Origin of the sequence: Agromyces fucosus (genome assembly GCF_004134865.1) — a bacterium.
GTDB lineage: Bacteria > Actinomycetota > Actinomycetes > Actinomycetales > Microbacteriaceae > Agromyces > Agromyces fucosus.
Genome location: NZ_SDPO01000002.1, coordinates 645,995 through 663,581 on the forward strand (window position 1 = coordinate 645,995; position 17,587 = coordinate 663,581).

13 protein-coding genes are annotated in these 17,587 nt (G+C 70.2%); 4 read left to right on the forward strand and 9 right to left on the reverse strand.

The annotated features are described in order from the left end of the window. Positions 1–31 precede the first annotated feature (31 nt). Genes ESP57_RS08750 through ESP57_RS08765 form a run of 4 tightly spaced genes read right to left on the reverse strand, consistent with a single transcriptional unit; the run spans position 32 to position 3,580 of the window. Positions 32–1,069 (reverse strand): 1,4-dihydroxy-2-naphthoate polyprenyltransferase, encoded by a 1,038-nt coding sequence (locus tag ESP57_RS08750; RefSeq protein WP_129231258.1) that lies wholly within the window; start codon positions 1,067–1,069, stop codon positions 32–34. Positions 1,070–1,078: 9 nt separating this feature from the next. Then, positions 1,079–2,371, reverse strand: coding sequence for an AMP-binding protein (locus tag ESP57_RS08755; protein WP_424219764.1), 1,293 nt, complete (start codon positions 2,369–2,371; stop codon positions 1,079–1,081). A gap of 43 nt (positions 2,372–2,414) precedes the next feature. After that, positions 2,415–3,347 (reverse strand): 1,4-dihydroxy-2-naphthoyl-CoA synthase, encoded by a 933-nt coding sequence (locus tag ESP57_RS08760; protein WP_129231260.1) that lies wholly within the window; start codon positions 3,345–3,347, stop codon positions 2,415–2,417. A 47-nt stretch (positions 3,348–3,394) separates the two neighbouring features. Continuing rightward, the gene (locus ESP57_RS08765; protein WP_056006066.1) at positions 3,395–3,580 is read right to left on the reverse strand and encodes a hypothetical protein; all 186 of its coding nucleotides are present in this window, start codon (positions 3,578–3,580) and stop codon (positions 3,395–3,397) included. A gap of 70 nt (positions 3,581–3,650) precedes the next feature. On the opposite strand from ESP57_RS08765, the gene ESP57_RS08770 reads away from it, so the two are divergent. Beyond that, on the forward strand, positions 3,651–4,640 hold the full coding sequence (locus ESP57_RS08770; RefSeq protein WP_129231261.1) for an o-succinylbenzoate synthase: 990 nt from the start codon (positions 3,651–3,653) through the stop codon (positions 4,638–4,640). Between the two features lie 27 nt (positions 4,641–4,667). Here the strand turns inward: ESP57_RS08770 and ESP57_RS08775 are convergent, their stop codons facing one another. Together ESP57_RS08775 and ESP57_RS08780 are read right to left on the reverse strand one after the other, a co-directional pair. Beyond that, a complete protein-coding gene (locus ESP57_RS08775; RefSeq protein WP_129231262.1) occupies positions 4,668–5,516 on the reverse strand; it encodes an SDR family oxidoreductase in 849 nt (282 codons plus the stop codon). Beyond that, complete coding sequence (locus ESP57_RS08780) at positions 5,513–5,785, reverse strand: hypothetical protein (RefSeq protein WP_129231263.1); 273 nt, start codon at positions 5,783–5,785, stop codon at positions 5,513–5,515. The genes ESP57_RS08775 and ESP57_RS08780 overlap by 4 nt, the downstream gene beginning before the upstream one ends. 84 nt (positions 5,786–5,869) lie before the next feature. On the opposite strand from ESP57_RS08780, the gene ESP57_RS08785 reads away from it, so the two are divergent. Then, complete coding sequence (locus ESP57_RS08785; RefSeq protein ID WP_129231264.1) at positions 5,870–6,340, forward strand: MarR family winged helix-turn-helix transcriptional regulator; 471 nt, start codon at positions 5,870–5,872, stop codon at positions 6,338–6,340. Here ESP57_RS08785 and ESP57_RS08790 read toward each other — a convergent pair. Next, positions 6,330–6,692: a MerR family transcriptional regulator gene (locus tag ESP57_RS08790; RefSeq protein WP_129231265.1), complete on the reverse strand. Its 363-nt coding sequence runs from the start codon at positions 6,690–6,692 to the stop codon at positions 6,330–6,332. The two genes, ESP57_RS08785 and ESP57_RS08790, sit on opposite strands and share 11 nt — an antisense overlap. A gap of 82 nt (positions 6,693–6,774) precedes the next feature. Here ESP57_RS08790 and ESP57_RS08795 point away from each other — a divergent pair, with 82 nt between their 5' ends. Continuing rightward, a complete protein-coding gene (locus ESP57_RS08795; RefSeq protein WP_129231266.1) occupies positions 6,775–8,013 on the forward strand; it encodes an MFS transporter in 1,239 nt (412 codons plus the stop codon). Positions 8,014–8,090: 77 nt separating this feature from the next. Here ESP57_RS08795 and pulA read toward each other — a convergent pair whose 3' ends face one another. After that, on the reverse strand, positions 8,091–14,150 hold the full coding sequence (gene pulA / locus ESP57_RS08800) for a pullulanase-type alpha-1,6-glucosidase (protein WP_129231267.1): 6,060 nt from the start codon (positions 14,148–14,150) through the stop codon (positions 8,091–8,093). 232 nt (positions 14,151–14,382) lie between these two features. On the opposite strand from pulA, the gene ESP57_RS08805 reads away from it, so the two are divergent. After that, positions 14,383–16,494 carry a carbohydrate binding domain-containing protein gene (locus tag ESP57_RS08805; RefSeq protein WP_129231268.1) on the forward strand — a complete coding sequence of 704 codons (2,112 nt, stop codon included), beginning with the start codon at positions 14,383–14,385 and terminating at the stop codon, positions 16,492–16,494. 112 nt (positions 16,495–16,606) lie between these two features. Here ESP57_RS08805 and ccsB read toward each other — a convergent pair whose 3' ends face one another. Further along, complete coding sequence (ccsB, locus tag ESP57_RS08810; protein ID WP_129231661.1) at positions 16,607–17,554, reverse strand: c-type cytochrome biogenesis protein CcsB; 948 nt, start codon at positions 17,552–17,554, stop codon at positions 16,607–16,609. Positions 17,555–17,587 lie beyond the last annotated feature (33 nt).

The following is a 17,587-nucleotide window of genomic DNA, read 5'->3' on the forward strand; positions in this document are numbered from 1 at the left end:
GAGGCCCGCCAGGGGCCGTATCGAGACCCGATCAGAGCGCGAACGCCAGCCCGAGCCCGATGCCGTAGACGAGTGCCGTGAGGCTCGCGAGCTGCAGGGCGATGATGAGCTCCCGCGGGGTCTTCGCCGTGAGCACGATGAGGCAGGCGGGCAGTGCCGCGAGCAGGGCGAACATGACGAGCCACGCCGCCGGGTAGAACAGCGCGAAGAAGCCGACGATGACGAACGGCACGAGCATGAAGACGGCGAACAGGATGCGTCCCGCGAGCGGACCGACGAGCACGGCGAGCGTGCGCTTGCCGGCCACCTTGTCTTGCACGACGTCGCGCAGGTTGTTGGCCATGAGCACCGCGCAGGCGATGAGCCCCACCCCGACGCCGCCGAGCCACGCCTCGAAGTTGACGGTGAGCGCCTGCACGAACGCAGAACCCGCCGTCGCGACGAGCCCGAAGAAGACGAAGACGAAGAGCTCGCCGAGGCCGTAGTAGCCATAGGGATGCTTGCCGCCGGTGTAGAACCAGGCGGCGACGATCGCGACCGCGCCCACGGCGAGCAACCACCACTGGCCCGTCACGACCGTGAGCGCGAGTCCGGCGATGCCCGCGAGCGCGAAGAAGCTCAGCGCGACGGTGAGCACCTGCTTGGGCTTGGCCACGCCCGACCCCGTGAGGCGGGCCGGGCCGACCCGGTGCTCGTCGGTGCCGCGCACCCCGTCGGAGTAGTCGTTGGCGTAGTTGACGCCGATCTGCAGCGCGAGCGCGACGACGAGGGCGAGCAGCGCCCGCGCCGGGTGCCACGGTCCGTCGGGGATCGCGACGATGCCGGCGCCCGTGCCGAGGGCGACCGGTGCGATCGCGAGCGGCAGGGTGCGCAGTCTCGCGCCCGACACCCAGTCGGCGGCCGTGGCGCGGTCGCGCGCGCCGGGCTTCGCAGCCGGCTTCGCGCCGGGCTTGGCGGCCGGATCCGCGCCTCGAGCGGCCTTCGCGGGGTTCCCGCTGCGCCCCGGCGTACGGGACTTTCCGGCGAGATCGGCGGCGGGGTTCAGGCGTTGGGGTTTCGGGCGGGCCACACGAACATGCTAGTTCGCGTCCGGCTCGGAGAACCCGGCGCCGACGTCCTCCGCCGCAGCATCGGCGAACAACCGTGCGAGGCGTCTCCGGTCGGGCTTGCCCGAGGCCAGCAGCGGCAGCGCGTCGAGTCGCAGCAGCCGCACGGGGCGGGCCGCAGGCGCGAGCCCCGCGGCATCCGTCGCCGTCGCGAGCGCCGCGAGGTTCGCGGATGTCGCTGCATCCGCACGCCCGAGGTGACGCGATCCGTCGTTCCCGTCGCGCGCAGCGTCGGTTCGCGTCATCTCACCGATCGCGACGACGACCCCCGGCCGCTGACCCCACTCGGCGTCGTCCGCCGCGACCACGACGGCCTCGGCGAACCCGGGAACGCCCCGGATCGCGCGCTCGACCTCCCCGAGCGCGACCTTCACGCCGCCCGAGATGATGACGTCGTCGGCTCGACCCGAGATGCGGAGCCTGCTGGCACCGTCGTCGGCCGGGATGAGCTCGCCGAGGTCGCCGGTGCGGTACCAGCGGGTGCCGTCGGCGTCGGTGATGAAGGCCTCTGCCGTGCGCCCGGGGTCGTCGAGGTAGCCGCTCGCGAGCATCGGGCCGCTCAGCTGCACCTCTCCCCCGACGATGCGCACGCCGACCCCTGGCAGCAGCATGCCATCGTAGACGCAGCCGCCCGCGGTCTCGCTCGAGCCGTAGGTGCGGTGCACGCGGGCACCGAGGCCGGCGGCACGCTCCACGAGCCCGGCGGGCGCCGCCTGGCCCCCGAGGAGGATCCGGTCGAACGAGCGCAGGGCATCCGCTACCGCGGCATCGTCGGCGGCGGCCTCCACGAGCCGGGCGAGCTGCACAGGAACGAGCGAGGTGAACCGCGCGCCTGCAGGGTCGAGCCGGGCGGATGCCGCAGCGAACGCCAGCGGGTCGAAATGCCCCTGCGGCATCACGACGGGTTCGGTGCCCGCGAGGATCGAGCGCACGAGCACCTGCACGCCCGCGATGTAGGTCGCCGGCAGCGCGAGCAGCCACTGGCCGTGCTGCCCGCCGAACCACTGCTCGGTCGCGCCGGCGCTCGCCCGGAGTGCACCGGCCGAGAGCATCACGCGCTTCGGGGCATCCGTCGACCCGCTCGTCTCGACGACGAGGGCGACGTCGCCCGGTACATGCCCGGCGACCAGGTCGGCACTCGCGGGCTCGGCGTCGCCCGCGACCGGCAGCACCGCGAGAGCCGCCTCGTCGAAGAGCACGGCCTGCCGCAGCTGCGCGATCAGGGCAGGCGTGTCGCCGGCTGCAACCCGGATGAGCGGTTTCACGGGCTCCACCGGCACCGCCTGAACCGGTGACCCGTAACCGGCATCAGTAGTGCCACGGGTACGGGCCCCAGTCGGGGTCGCGCTTCTCGAGGAAGGCATCGCGGCCCTCGACGGCCTCGTCGGTGCCGTAGGCGAGTCGCGTCGCCTCACCCGCGAAGACCTGCTGGCCGACCATGCCGTCGTCCACCGCGTTGAACGCGAACTTCAGCATGCGCACGGCGGTCGGCGACTTCGTCAGGATCGTGCGCGCCATCGCGATGGCCTCGCGTTCGAGCTCGGCGTGGGGCACGACGCGGTTCACGGCACCCATCTCGTAGGCGCGCTCGGCCGAGTACTCCTCGGCCAGGAAGAACACCTCGCGAGCGAACTTCTGCCCGATCTGGCGGGCGAAGTACGCGCTGCCGTAGCCGGCGTCGAAGCTGCCGACGTCGGCGTCGGTCTGCTTGAACCGGCCGTGCTCGCGGCTCGCGATCGTCAGGTCGCAGACGACGTGCAGCGAGTGGCCGCCGCCGGCAGCCCAGCCGGGCACGACCGCGATGACGACCTTCGGCATGAAGCGGATGAGCCGCTGCACCTCGAGGATGTGGAGGCGGCCCGTGCTCGCAGCTGCGGCCGGGTCGCGGACGACCGCGGTCTCGTCGGCCGAGTACTGGTAGCCGTCGCGCCCCCGGATGCGCTGGTCGCCGCCCGAGCAGAACGCCCAGCCGCCGTCCTTCGCACTCGGCCCGTTGCCGGTCAGCAGCACCACGCCGATGCGCGGGTTCGTGCGCGCGTCTTCGAGCGCGCGGTAGAGCTCGTCGACCGTGTGCGGCCGGAAGGCGTTGCGCACCTCGGGCCGGTGGAACGCGATGCGCGCGATGCGGCCGTCGTTCGAGTGATGGTAGGTGATGTCGGTGAGGCCCGCAGCACCGGCGACAGCGGATGCCGCGTCGGTCCACTCGCTCGGATCGAACAGGTCGGACACCGCAGCGCTCATGACCCCAAGCCTATTCCGCGCAGATCAGAACACGGCGGCTCCCCGGGCTAGAGGCCGAGCATGGCGCCGCCGTACGTCGTCACGACGACCACGACGGTGATGACCGCCGCGGTGATCGGGATCAGGGCCGCGATCACGAGCAGCACGCCACCGACGCCGATGAGCACGTTCTTCGCGACCGGCTCCTCGGCCACCTCGGCGCCCTCGATGCCGAGTTGCTGCAGTCCGTCCATGTGCGCCTCCTCGTGGGCGTTCACCCTAACAGGCCCCCATCTTCGCGAGCCGGGGTGCGAGACTGGGCACATGCTGCCCGAGCCGAACGAACTGCTCGCCACCGCCAGAGTCGTGGCCCTCCCCCTCGTGACGCGGTTCCGCGGCATCGACGTACGCGAGGCCGTGCTCTTCGAAGGGCCGGAGGGATGGACCGAGTTCTCGCCGTTCGTCGAGTACGACGACGACGAGGCATCCGCTTGGCTCGCGGCCGCGATCGACTACGGCTGGACGGCCCCGCCGCCCGCGCTCCGCGACCGCATCCCGGTCAACGCGACCGTGCCGGCCGTCGACCCCGACAGCGTCGCGGCGGTGCTCGCGCGATTCCCCGGATGCCGTACGGCGAAAGTGAAGGTCGCGAGCGCCGACCAGACCCTGGCGCAGGATGTCGCCCGTGTGCGGGCGGTGCGCGAGGCACTCGGACCCGAGGGGCGCATCCGCATCGACGCGAACGCGGGCTGGAACGTCGACGAGGCCGAGCACGCGATCCACGCGCTCGCACCGTTCGACCTCGAGTACGTCGAGCAGCCCTGCGCGAGCGTCGAGGAGCTCGCCGAGATCCGCCGCCGAACGAAGTACATGGGGGTGCCGATCGCGGCCGACGAGAGCGTGCGCCGCGCCGACGACCCGCTCGCCGTGGCCGAGGCCGGTGCCGCCGACCTGCTCGTGATCAAGGCCCAGCCGCTCGGCGGCATCCATCGTGCACTCGAGCTCATCGGCCGCACCGGCCTGCCCGTCGTCGTCTCGAGTGCCCTCGACACGAGCATCGGCCTCTCGATGGGCGCGCAGCTCGCGGCATCCGTGCCCTCGCTCGAATTCGACTGCGGACTCGGCACCGCGTCGCTCCTGGCGGCGGATGTCACGCGGTCGCCGCTCATCCCCGAGGGCGGGTCGATCCCGGTCGGCCGGGTGCTGCCCGACCCCGCGCTGCTCGAGCGCTACGCGGCCTCGCCCGAGCGCACCGAGTGGTGGTTCGAGCGGGTCGTGCGATGCCACGCGGTGCTCACGCAGCCGGTGGCCTGACGACCGCGGAGACGATCGACGGTGGCATCAGGCCGCGCGCAGCAGCGACGCGTGATCGCGTGCGAAGGTCTCGAAGTCCCGCGCCGGCCGGCCGACCACCCGTTCGAAATCGGGTGTGGTGAGATCACCCCAGTTCGACGCGTACGCCCGCCCGTACTCGACGCTGACTGCCGCCACCCATTCGGTGAGCCCGAAGCCGAGCATCGCCGTGTACGCCTGGTCGTCACTCAGCCGGCGGTACGCGACCGGCGTCTCGAGCACGGATGCCGCGGCATCGGCCGCCTCGTGCAGCGACATGCTCTCGGGGCCCGTGATCGTGTACGTGGCACCGGCATGTGCGTGCGGATCGGTGAGCACGGCGGCCGCGAACTCGGCGATGTCGCGCACGTCGATGAACCCGACGCGGCCATCGCCGAGCGCCCCGTAGAGGGCGTCGCCGTTCACGCTGCCGAGCAGGTTCTGCATGAAGAACGCGGGCCTGATGATGGTCCAGTCGATGCCCGAGGCACGCAGCTCGGCGTCGGAGAGGGCATGCAGCCTCCCGTTCCTGGTCGGGGCGTCGTGCGCCGCCCCGATCGCCGAGAGGCGCACGATGTGGCGCACACCGGCGGCGCGGGCCGCCCAGATCGCGTTCATGCTCGCGTGCGGCGCCTGCGGGCCCATGGCGGTGAGCAGCCAGAGGGTCTCGACGCCGTCGAAGGCGGCGCCGAGAGAGCTCGGGTCGTCGAGGTCGCCGACGACGACGTCGACGCCCGGGATCGCGGGAGCCTTCGCGATGTCGCGCACCATGGCCCGCACCTCGAGGCCGGAGTCGGCGAGTCGTTCGAGGAGGGCGCTGGAGATGTTGCCGTTGGCGCCGGTGATGAGCACGGTCATGACGCCGGCCCGTCTTCGGAGACGATGAGCTCGTCGATGGCGGAGAAGAAGCCGGCGATGCCGGGCAGGTTCGCCCCTCGCTCACGCGAGAGCGCGAGGTCGGCAGCGCTTCGCCACTCGACGACGTCGAGCCATTCGTGGTCCGGGAGCTCCACGAGCCGGGCGCCGATGAAGCCCGGGCGATCGGTGCGGAAGTCGGCGAGCATGGCCGGTCGTGCCGCCAGCAGCGCCTCGCGGCCGGCGCGGAACCTGGTGAGTTCGATGATCATGTGCGTGTTCTCCTTCGCTACACTGGCGAAGGTATAGTAAGAATTCATGATCGTCAAGATCAGTGACTAAATGCGAGGAACTTGATGAGACGCAGTGAACGGAAGGCCGCATCGCCCGACCTCGGCATCCTCGCCAATCGCGCGCTGCACACGGTGCAGCGCGAGCTGTTCCGCACGCTCGCCGAGCAGGGCCATCCCGACCTGCGCCCGCGTCACGGCGCGGTCATGGCGTTCATCGACGAAGAGGGCAGCCGTGCCACCGATCTCGCCCAGCAGTCGGGTCAGCACAAGCAGGTGATCGGCACCCTCGTCGACGAACTGGCCGCCCTCGGCTACGTGCGGCGCGAGCCCGACCCCGACGATCGTCGCGCCAAGCTCGTGGTACCGACCGAGCGCGGACTCGACCAGATGCAGCGTTCGGACGCGATCGTCGCCGAGATCGAAGCCCGCCACGCGGAGGCGGCTGGCGACGCGGCGTACGACGCGTTCAAGCGGCTGCTCCGGCAGGTCGGCGAAGCGCCATCGGCCGACGGCGACGCCGGCGTCACCCCGTGACGGTCGCGCGCTCCAGGTAGCTCGTGATGGCGTCGCGGTTCTTCGCGAGACATCCGATGCGCTGATCGAGTTGGGCGCGGCGCTCGGCGAGCGTCTCGGCGAGATCGCGCTGGATCACGGGCGCCACGGCGTTCGACGTGCTCGCGAGGCACGGCAGCATGTCACGGATCACGGCGGTCGGGATGCCGGCCTCGATGAGGCCGCGCACCTGGTTCACCCGCTCGATCGCGGAGTCGGCGTACTCGCGGTAGCCGTTGTGCTCGCGCGTCGAGCTCACGAGGCCCTGCTCCTCGTAATAGCGCAGCAAGCGCGTCGCGACGCCCGTCCGCGTCGAGAGTTCGCCGATTTGCATGCCGCCTCCTGTGTCGTCGCGTTCGTCGTCTGATCCTCACGACTTGACCTTCACATTAGTGTCAAGGTTCGACACTGTCGACATGGCTTCACCGATCACCGACTCTCTGACCCTGCCGAAGCGTGCCGCGGCCGCCGGCCCCTCGCGCCGCAGCGGCCGCACCCGCCTTCCGCTGAACGGGCTGCTCGCCCTCGCCGCCGTCGTCTTCACCGGCGTCGTCACCGAGATCCTGCCGGCCGGCCTCCTGCCGCAGATGAGCGCCGATCTCGGGGCATCCGAGTCCCAGATCGGCCAGCTCGTGGCGATCTACGCGGTCACGACCGCGATCACCGCGATCCCGCTGACCGCACTCACCCGCAGCGTGCCCCGCAAGCCGCTCCTGGTGGCGCTCGTGCTCGGCTTCGCCCTCGTGAACGGCGTCACGGCGATCGCCGACTCCTACGCGCTCATCCTCATCGCCCGCGTGCTCGGCGGCATGCTCGCCGGGCTGCTCTGGGCGATGGCCGCCGGCTATGCCATGCGCACCGTCGAACCCGAGCACTCGGGCCGGGCGCTCTCGATCGCGATGGTCGGCACTCCCCTGGCGTTCGCCTTCGGCCTGCCGATCGCGACCATGCTCGGCGGCGCCGTCGGCTGGCGCGCGGCGTTCGGCCTCATCGCGATCGTCGGCGTCGGCCTCGCCGTCTGGGCGGTCGCCGCCCTGCCGTCGTTCCCAGGAGAACGGGCGGGGGCTCGCCCGTCACTGGCATCGGTGCTGCGGATGCCGGGACTGGCCGCGGTGCTCGCGACCACGGCGTTCTTCATCCTCGCCCACAACATCGCCTACACCTACATCGCGCCCCTGACCGTGGCGTCCGGCCTCGACGCGCACCTCGACCTCGCGCTGCTCGTGTTCGGCGTGCTCGCCGTGGTGGGCGTGATCGGGGCCGGCGCCCTCGTCGACCGGCGCATGCGCTCGATGGTCATCGTCGCGGCGGTGCTGCTCGGCGCAGCGATGATCGCGATCGGGCTCTGGGCCGCCCAGCCGATCGTGGTCTTCCTCGCACTCGGCGTCTGGGGTCTCGCCTACGGCAGTGCGCCCACGCTGCTGCAGGCCGCGCCGGCGCGGATCGCGGGCGACGCAGCGGATGTCGCGCAGTCGATGGTCGTCGCGACATGGAACGGCTCGATCGCGGCGGGCGCGTTCGTCGGCGGTCTCGCGCTCGATGCGCTGGGCGTCGACTGGCTGCCGTGGCTCGCGCTGGCACTGCTCGCGGTTGCGGCGGCGATCGCCGCGACCGTGCGCACGGCCTTCGCGCCGATCACCCCGCCGGTCGAGTAGCGCGGAGCGCGTATCGAGACCCCTTCCGAGGTCTCGATACGCCTCCTTCGTCGGCTCCTCGACCGACGAGACTCTGCTCACCAGAGGATGAGCGGCACCGCGAACGATTGCGAGTCGGCGTAGCCCTCGCCGCCGTCGAACACCGCACGCACGAGGTGCAGCCCACGCGGCAGCTTCGGCAGCTTCACGTCGATGCGGCCGGCATCGGCTGCCTTCAGTTCGGTCTCGGCGATGAGCGTGCCGCCGTCGTACACGCGCACGGTGCCGACCGCTGCGCTGCCGTCGAGCGCGAACACCGTGCCCCGCAGCTTCACCGCGGAGCCCGCCTTCGCGAGCAGCTTGTTCGGCGTGGCGACCGTGAAGGTCGTCACCGCCGGCGGCGCCTGCTCGTCGACGAGCACGGCGACGCTGCGGGCCGGCACGGTGACCGTGCCGGTCGCGGCATCCCACGTCGTCGTCTTCACGACAGCGTCGGACCCGTTCGCCTGGGCCTCGGCGAGCGCGAACTCGCGACCTGCGAGCGCGGCGACCGTCTCGGTCACCGGCTCCGGCGACGCGTTGAACACGACGAGCGCACCGTCGAGCTCGGGGTCGACGTCGTCGCCCACGAGGTCGTCGATCTGCATCGCGATCACGCCGGGCGTCGCCTCGGCGCCGCTGTTCGGGAACGACACCTTCTCGTCGATGAGCTCCGCGGAGCCGAGCTGCAGCAGGTCCACCGTCGAGCGCACGCGCAGCAGGTCGAGAGCGGATGCCTCGGCTGCGGCGATGTCCGCAGCGCCCGGCTTGAGGGCCGGGTCTGCGAGGAGGGGCGCCATGTCGGCCCACTTGGTGCCGTTGTCGGCCTCTCCCGTCAGGCCGGAGCCGAAGGTCGACTCCTGGCCCGTCCAGTCGATGCGGTTGAACCAGTCGCCGGAGTTGTAGCTGTTGCGATCGAGCGACTTCGAGCGCAGCAGCTCGGTGCCGGCGTGCCAGAAGGACGGCGACTGCGACAGTGTCACGGTCGCGAGCTCGAGCGTGTTCATGCGTACACGATCGGCCATCGTCGTGCCCACCGGCAGCTTGAACACCGAGAGGTCGTAGAGCGTCTCGTTGTCGTGGGCGTCGACGTAATTGATGACCTCGTCGGGCTGATCGGCGTAGCCGGCCGGCGCACCGCGGTAGTCGAGCGCGTCGCCGCGCACCGTCTGCCCCGAGGCATCCGTCAGCTCGTAGGCTCGCAGGTTGCCCGCGAGGCCGAGCTTCACCAGGTCGGTCTGGTGCCCGAGGTCGGCGAGCTGGTCGTCCGGCGACGGCGTGCCGGGCCGTCCGTTCGGGTCGGTGCCGAGCCCGGTGCCGAAGCCCTGCTGGAACGTCGAGGAGCTGTCGACCGGGCTGCCGCCGTGCACGGCGTCGCGCAGCCGGTCGTTGAAGGTGCCGATGCCCGTGCCGCCGAGCTGACCCTGCGTGGCCTGCTCGAACAGCGCGTTGTCGGCGACCTCGCCGAAGTTCCACCCCTCGCCGTACAGGTAGACGGATGACCCGTCGACGCCGTCCTCCTCGAGCGTGAGCTCGTCGAGGGCTGCGCGCACGGCCAGCATGTTCGCCTTCGAGTGGTGGCCCATGAGGTCGAAGCGGAAGCCGTCGACCTTGTACTCCTTCGCCCACAGCACGACGGAGTCGACCATGAGCTTCTGCGCCACGTCGTGCTCGGTCGCCACGTTCTGGCAGCACGTCGAGGTCTCGACGTTGCCGGCCGCGTTCAGGCGCTGGTAGTAGCCGGGCACGATCCTGTCGAGCACCGATTTGGCACCCTGCCCTGCCTCGGCGGTGTGGTTGTAGACCTCGTCGAGCACGACCTGGAGGCCGGTGTCGTGCAGCGCACCGACCATCTCGCGGAACTCGGCGACCCGGGCGCCGCCATCGGGGTCGACGGCGTACGAGCCCTCCGGCGTCTGGAAGTGGAACGGGTCGTACCCCCAGTTGAAGCCGTCGAGGTCGCGGATCGCGTCGATGCAGGCCTGCTGCTCGGGCGACGCCGGACCGAACGACGCGAGGTCGCAGTCGGGCGTCGTCTGGGCCGCTCGGTTCTCCTCGATCGTGGCGATGTCGAACGTCGGCAGCAGGTGCACGGTGTTGATGCCGGCGTCGGCGAGCTGCTGCAGCTGGGCGGTGCCGGCCGACTCCCGTGTGAAGGCGCGGTAGGTACCGCGCTCTTCGGCGGGAACGGTCTCGTCGCCGATCGAGAAGTCGCGCACGTGCAGTTCGTAGATCGCACGGTCGACGGCGCGCTCGACGACGGGCGCCGCCGTCTCCTCCCATTGTTCGGGTCGCAGCGACTCGTCGTCGAGGTCGACGACGACCGAGCGCACCGAGTTCGCCGTGAGGGCGACGGAGTACGGGTCGGTGACCGAGTTCGTCTCGATCTCGCCGGTGCTCGGGGCGTAGACCTCGACCGACCAGCGGTACTCGTCGCCCGCCTCGAGCCCGTCCACACTCCAGGTGCCGTCGGCCTCGTCGAAGCTCGCCTCGACGAGCTCGGCGTCACCGGATGCCCCGGCGCTCCAACGTTCGAGCGACACCGTGCGAGCGGTCGGCGCCCAGAGCGTCGCGTTCGCGCCGCCGTCGGTCCAGTTCACGCCGAGCGGCACGGATGCCACGGCGTCGCCGTAGAGCGCGTCGAGCACGCCGGGCAGCTGCACGCCCGTGAAGGCGGTGAGCTCGTCGTCCGTCTGCTGTGCGACCGCGAGCTGCTCGGTGAGGAGCCCCTGCACGTCGCTCCGGTCGAGGCCGACCGGGCGCAGGGCGAGGAAGCCCTCGAGCGCAGGGAACGCCGCGAGCTGCTCGTCGGAGAGCCCCTCGGGGTCGAGCTCGAGCTCGACGGGGTCGTCGCCGCCGGTGACGGCACCTGCCTCGACCGCGAGCGAGGCGTCGCCCGAGTGCTCGAGGGTCCACGAGGCATCCGTCGCCTCTGCGCCGCTGAGCAGTTCGGCGGGCCACGCGAGCGTGTCCTCGCTCACCCAGTGGGCGCGCGTCTCACCGGTGCCGGCGAGCGGCGGGTCGGTGACGACGATCTCGAGCTCATGCGTGGCGAGCGTGTAGCGGAACTCGACGAGCTTGCCCGTGGCCGCGGTGAACGAGTAGTTCGCCCCGCCCGGTGCGCCGCCGACGCCGTAGTTCTCGTCCCAGCCGCGGCCATGGGCGACCTTCGTCTCGTAGGCGCCGTCGGGGATCTCATCGGTCGCGTAGGTGTAGACGCCGTCCTTGTCGCCGTCCTGCATGAGCGAGGCGAGGCAGTCGGGCTGCCAGTCGCCGGGGCATCCGACCTCCGACTGGAAGCTGCCGGGCAGCGTCACGACGGGGCCCTCGGCGGTCGAGGAGACGACCTTCGTGTCGGGGTTCCAGAAGAACGTGATCGGTCCGCCCGGGTGCGAGTAGGTGACGTTGCCGCCATTGGGCTCGCCGTTCGCGCCGTAGTTGACGTCCCAGCTGCCGTTGATCGCGACCTTGTACTCGTAGTCGCCGGGCGCCACGTCGAACGTGCCGGAGTAGATGCCGTCGGCGCGCAGCGTGAGCTTCGCCGCCTCGCAGCCGGGAGCCCAGTCGCCCGCGCAGCCCATCTCGGAGTTGTGCGAACCGGGCACCGTCACGAGGTCGATCGGCTGCTCGGGCTCCTCCTCCTCGACGAGGTTCACGGCGTTGCCGACGGAGGCGTAGGTGCTCGCCGCGGCACGGTTGCCCGCGGCATCCGTCGAGATCGCGCGGTACTCGAGCAGGGTGCCCTTCTCGAGGCCCGCCGTGTCGTGGAACACGCGCGGACTCGTGTCTTCGGCCGTGCCGAGCGCGTGCCAGGCGTCGTCGCCCGTGGCGCCGGCAACGCGCCAGGCGAAGCTCGTCTCCTGCCACGTGGCGTCGTCGACGTCGGCCACGACGGGGGTGATGCCAGAGACACCGGCACCGGCGACCGGCGTCGACACCGAGATTGCGGATGCCGCGTCGGGCGCGCTCACCGCACGGTCGGCCTTCCACACGACCGCACCGAGCGGCGGCACCGTGATCGAGGCGACGCCGTCGGCGTCCGCGGTGACGGCCGTGCCGTCGCCCGAGAGCACCGAGAACGAACCGTCCTTCGTGAGCGTCGAGACGTCGACCGTCTTCGCGGCGGCCGAGTTGTTCGCGGCCACAAGGTACTCGACCTGCTCGGTGCGGTCGACGCGGCTGAAGGCGTAGACGCCCGCGCCGCTGTCGACGTAGCGTTCGATCTGCGCGCCCGTCGCGAGGGCAGGGTGGGCGCTGCGCAGCGCGGCGAGCTCGGCGATGTGCTCGTAGAGCGGGGCATCCGTCGCATAGCGGTCGACGCTGCCGGCCGTCTCGCCCGTGACGAGCGGCTGGTTCTGGTACTCGGTCACCTGGCTCGCGAAGAGCGTCTGCCGCGCGTCCTTGTCGCCGCCGGTGCCGGCGAAGCCCTGCTCGTCGCCGTAGTAGACGACCGGCTGGCCCCGGGTGAGGAAGAGCAGCTCGTGCGCGAGCTCGTCGCGCTGCAGCGGGGCATCCGTCGAATTCAGGAAGTAGCCGACGCGGCCCATGTCGTGGTTGCCGAGGAAGGTCGGCAGCGCCGTCGCCGAGGAGTCGGGGGTCGTGTAGTAGTCGTCACCGGCGAAGAGCGACTGCAGGTTCTTGGCCGAGTTGCCCGCCGCGAAGCTCACGGCCTGCGACTGGAAGGTGAAGTCGAGCACCGAGTTCATGTCGGTCTTGCGCACGTAGGGCGAGAGCTTCTGCGGGTCGGCGTCGTAGACCTCGCCGAACATGAAGAAGTCATCCTTGCCCAGGCCGTGCGCGTAGTCGAGCACCTCGGTCGACCACTGCTCCCAGAACTCGAAGTTCACGTGCTTGGCGGTGTCGATGCGGAAGCCGTCGATGCCGAGGTCGATCCACTGCTCGTAGACGTCGACGAAGCCGTTCACGACCGTCGGGTGCTCGGTCATGAGGTCGTCGAGGCCCGAGAAGTCGCCGTAGGTGACCGACTCCCCCTCCCACGTCGAGTCGCCGCGGTTGTGGTAGAGCGTCGGGTCGTTGAGCCAGGCCGGCACCTTGAGCTCGGCGTCGTCGGCCGTGAGGCTCGGCGTGTACGGGAAGCTCGTCGCGGCGTCGAGCGCCGGGAAGTCCGCACCGGTGTCGGCGTCGGCGAAGTCGGCCGGGTCGAAGGCGGCGCCGTCGGCGTCGAGGTATGGGCTCGTCGCCTGGTCGATGTACGAGTACTGCTGCTCCTCGTAGTCGATCACGTCGGCCGTGTGGTTCGTGATGATGTCGAAGTAGACCTTGATGCCCTTGTCGTGGGCCTCGCCGATGAGCGCCTCGAGCTCGGCGTTCGTGCCGAGGTGCGGGTCGATCTGGGTGAAGTCGGTGATCCAGTAGCCGTGGTAGCCGGCGCTCGCGTTCGCGCCCTCGCCCTGCACCGGCCGGTTCTTGAAGCTCGGGGTCAGCCAGATCGCGGTCGTGCCGAGTCCGTCGATGTAGTCGAGCTGCTGCCGCAGGCCGGCGAGGTCGCCGCCGTTGTAGAAGCCCTTGTCGGTGGGGTCGTAGCCCGTCGCCATGCGGTCGCCGTCGAGGCCGCCCTCGTCGTTGGAGGTGTCGCCGTTCGCGAAGCGGTCGGTCATGACGAAGTAGAACACCTCGTCGCTGCCGGGCTGGCGCACGGGATCGGCCACCAGCTGGGCGTCGGATGCCTCGTCGTAGGCGCCGCGGAGCGTGGAATCGGTCGCCTCGAGCCCGACCTTCTTCAGGTTGTCGTCGAAGACCACGCGCACGGCGGTGTCGCCCGCGACGGTGAGCGGGATGTTGTCGCCGCCGCCGTTCAGCCCGTAGGCCTCGTCCCAGCTGTCATTCACCGCGACCTTGTACTCCCAGCTGCCCGCGGGGATCGTGAAGTCGGCCGCGAAGACGCCGGGGGTGCCGGTGGCGGTCAGCTCGGTGTCGGCGCAGTCGGGCGCCCAGTCGGCGCCGCATCCGAGCTCGCTCTGCAGCGAGCCGACGAGGGCGAAGGTGCGCGCCTCGTCTGCCGCGGCGGCGAGGCCCGGGATCACCGTGAGCACGGATGCCGCGAGCCCTCCCGCCACCACGAGGGCGAACCAGCTGCGTGCACGTGCGCGTTGCGTCATCCTTGACTCCCGATTCCCGGCACGACCGCGTGCCTCCGACCTGCAGGCGACCGTAGCAGCGGCCTCGCCGTTAATGCAAGCGCTTACAAATCTGCTTGCGGAGATTCGTATCCTGTGCCTATCTTTGGGGACAGTCGTCGTTGTGACGCGGCTGCCGCATCGACGCGGCGGCGGCGCGATCCTCTGGACTCCCGGCCTGAGATTCGCTGATCTCTGAAGGAACTCATTCCACATGACCGATCACAGACACGCCGAGGCGACGGCTGTCGCGGGGGTTCGCAAGCGCTTGCGGTTCTCTGCCGCAATCGCACTCGTCGCCCTCCTCGCCGCATTCATGACCGCACTGCCCGGAACGAGCTCCGACCGCGCTGAGGCGGCCGCACCGGGTCCACGCGACACCACCGCCGTGCTCTTCTCGTGGACATGGAACGCCATCGCGCGCGAGTGCACCGACAATCTGGGACCCGCCGGCTACGGCTTCGTGCAGACCTCGCCCCCGCAGGAGCATGTGCAGGGTTCCGAGTGGTGGACGTACTACCAGCCGGTGAGCTACAAGGTCGAGTCCCGGCTCGGCACTCGCGCCGAATTCAAGGCCATGGTCGACACCTGCCACAGCGCCGGCGTCAAGGTGATCGCCGATGCCGTCGTCAACCACATGAGCGGCAAGAGCGCGGGGGGCACGGGCTGGGCGGGCTCGACGTTCCAGCACTACGACTACCCCGGCATCTACCAGTCGCAGGACTTCCACTCGTGTCGACGTGACATCGCGAGCTACCAGAACCGCTGGGAGGTCCAGGAGTGCAACCTCGTGAACCTCTCCGACTTGGACACCGGTTCCGAGTACGTGCGCGGGCGCATCGCCGGATACCTGAACGACCTGGTCGGCCTCGGCGTCGACGGCTTCCGCATCGACGCCGTGAAGCACATCTCGGCCGCCGACATGCAGGGCATCATGAGCAAGGTGAACGACCGCGCTCGCCTCTACATCGTGCAGGAGGTCATCCGGGCGAACGAGCCGATCCAGCCCGAGGAATACCTGAGCAACGGCGACATCCACGAGTTCGCGTACGCGCGCAAGCTCAAGGAGGCGTTCGGCAGCGGCACCATCAACTGGCTCATCTCAGGCGCCGGCATCGGCCCGAGCTGGTCGGGCTTCCTGCAGAACTCCAATGCGGCGGTCTTCGTCGACAACCACGACACGGAGCGCAACGGCGAGACCCTCAGCTATCGGGACGGCTCCTCGTACGACCTCGCACAGATCTTCACCCTGGCCTGGAACTACGGCTCGCCCTCGATCCACTCCGGGTACGAGTTCTCGAACAAGGAGGCGGGCCCTGCGCTCGCCGGCAACGGCGAGGTCATCGACCCGGTATGCGGGCAGAACGGCTGGACGTGCAAGCACGCCCAGACCTCGATCGAGAACATGGTCGGCTTCCGAACCGCCACCTACGGCTCTGCCATCTCGAACAAGTGGGACAACGGATCGAACGCGATCGCGTTCGGCCGCGGCGACAAGGGCTTCGTGGCGATCAACCGGGGCGGCGGCAGCATCGACCGTTCGTGGCAGACCTCGCTTCCCGCGGGCTCCTACTGCAACGTCATCGTCGGCACCCCGACGAGCAGCGGATGCAGCGCCGGGGGCGTCGTGACCGTCGACTCGAGTGGTCGCTTCACCGCCTCCGTGGGTGGCAACGGCGCGCTCGCGCTTCACGTCGGCGCGAAGGCGGGCGGATCCGGCGGGGTCGACCCGGGCCCGGGGACGGGTGCTTCGATGACCGTCTTCTACTCGACTTCGAAGGGCTGGTCCGGCTACAACATGCACTATCGGATCGGCTCCGGGCCCTGGACGGCCGCTCCGGGCGTCGGCATGACCGCCGCCTGCACCGGGTGGGTGTCGAAGACGATCGACCTCGGCACCGCCTCCGGTATCACCGCAGCGTTCAACAACGGCTCGGGAACGTGGGACAACAACAACGGAGCCGACTACGTCGTGACGGGGCAGGTCGTCACCGTGAACAACGGTGCCGTCGGCTCGACGAACCCGTGCGGGACGCCCTCGTCGAGCACGACGACCGTGTACTACGCGACATCCTGGTCGAGCGCCAACATCCACTACCGCGTCGGCGACGGCGCCTGGACCCAGCCGCCGGGCGTCGGCATGATGAACGCCTGCGCGGGCTGGAAGTCGAAGTCGATCGACCTCGGTTCCGCGTCGAGCATCACCGCGGCGTTCAACGACGACTCCGGCACGTGGGACAACCACGGCGGGCAGGACTACACGATCGGGGCCGGGTCGGTGAAGGTCGCCAACGGCACCGTGACCGCCGGCAACCCGTGTAGCTGAGAGACCTCACGGCAGCCGAGACTTTCGGCGCCGTGAGCCGGGAAGGGCGGCACCGGGGCGAGCGATCGCACCGGTGCCGCTCTGAACTCCTTCAGGCTCGAGTCGTGCCCGCTCAGAGCCCCGAGTACGCGTGCAGTCCCTTGAAGAAGAGGTTCACGACGGTGAAGTTGAACAGCACCGTCGAGAAGCCGATGATCGCGAGCCAAGCCGAGCGCGAGCCCCGCCATCCGCGCGTGGCACGGGCGTGGATGTAGCCGGCGTAGACCACCCAGATGATGAAGGTCCACACCTCCTTGGTGTCCCAGCCCCAGTACCGACCCCAGGCCTTCTCAGCCCAGATCGAGCCGGCCATGAGGGTGAAGGTCCACATGATGAAGCCGATGATGTTGATGCGGTACGCGAGGTTCTCGAGCGTGACCGAGTCGGGCAGCGTCGCGAGGAACGTGAGCTTCACGGCCTTCGCCGTCGCTGCGATCGACTCGCGGCGGGCCTGCATGAGCTGCACGACCGAGAGCGCGAAGCCGAGGGCGAAGAGGCCGACCGACGCACTCGCCACGAACACGTGGATGACGAGCCACACCGACTGCAGCGCCGGCGGCAGCGGGATCGGGCTGACGTAGAAGTTGAGAGCGGCGATACCGAGCAGCACGAGCACGAGGCCCGTGATGAACGTGCCGAGGAACCGCAGGTCCTGCTTCACGACCACGAGCACGACGAGGAACACCGTGGTGATGATGAGCGTGCCGGTGAGCGCGAACTCGTACATGTTCGCCCACGGCACCCGGCCCGCGGCGAGGCCGCGCAGCACGTCGGCCGAGAGGTGCAGGATCCAGGCGAGCACCGTCATCGCGACGCCGACGCGCAGCGAGGGCGAACGGCCGTAGGCGACGGATGCCGCCGGCTTCGCCGCGCCTGCCGAGCGGGGGCTGGAGGGTGCACCGACCGCGACCGTCTCTTTGACCTCGACGCGAGCCGCGGCATCCGCCGCCGCCGTGGCCGCTGCCGAACGCCGCGCGAGGTCGATCGAGAACGCGATGAACGCGATCGCGTACACGACCATGGCCGAGTACACGCAGAGAATGGAGATCTCGTC

Coding starts and splice junctions, on each gene's coding strand:
- ESP57_RS08760 (WP_129231260.1), bottom strand. CDS start 3,347: ATGAGCGCTGCGGTGTCCGACCTGTTCGATCCGAGCGAGTGGACCGAC.
- ESP57_RS08765 (WP_056006066.1), bottom strand. CDS start 3,580: ATGGACGGACTGCAGCAACTCGGCATCGAGGGCGCCGAGGTGGCCGAG.
- ESP57_RS08770 (WP_129231261.1), top strand. CDS start 3,651: ATGCTGCCCGAGCCGAACGAACTGCTCGCCACCGCCAGAGTCGTGGCC.
- ESP57_RS08775 (WP_129231262.1), bottom strand. CDS start 5,516: ATGACCGTGCTCATCACCGGCGCCAACGGCAACATCTCCAGCGCCCTC.
- ESP57_RS08780 (WP_129231263.1), bottom strand. CDS start 5,785: ATGATCATCGAACTCACCAGGTTCCGCGCCGGCCGCGAGGCGCTGCTG.
- ESP57_RS08785 (WP_129231264.1), top strand. CDS start 5,870: ATGAGACGCAGTGAACGGAAGGCCGCATCGCCCGACCTCGGCATCCTC.
- ESP57_RS08790 (WP_129231265.1), bottom strand. CDS start 6,692: ATGCAAATCGGCGAACTCTCGACGCGGACGGGCGTCGCGACGCGCTTG.
- ESP57_RS08795 (WP_129231266.1), top strand. CDS start 6,775: ATGGCTTCACCGATCACCGACTCTCTGACCCTGCCGAAGCGTGCCGCG.
- pulA (WP_129231267.1), bottom strand. CDS start 14,150: ATGACGCAACGCGCACGTGCACGCAGCTGGTTCGCCCTCGTGGTGGCG.
- ESP57_RS08805 (WP_129231268.1), top strand. CDS start 14,383: ATGACCGATCACAGACACGCCGAGGCGACGGCTGTCGCGGGGGTTCGC.
- ccsB (WP_129231661.1), bottom strand. CDS start 17,554: ATGGTCGTGTACGCGATCGCGTTCATCGCGTTCTCGATCGACCTCGCG.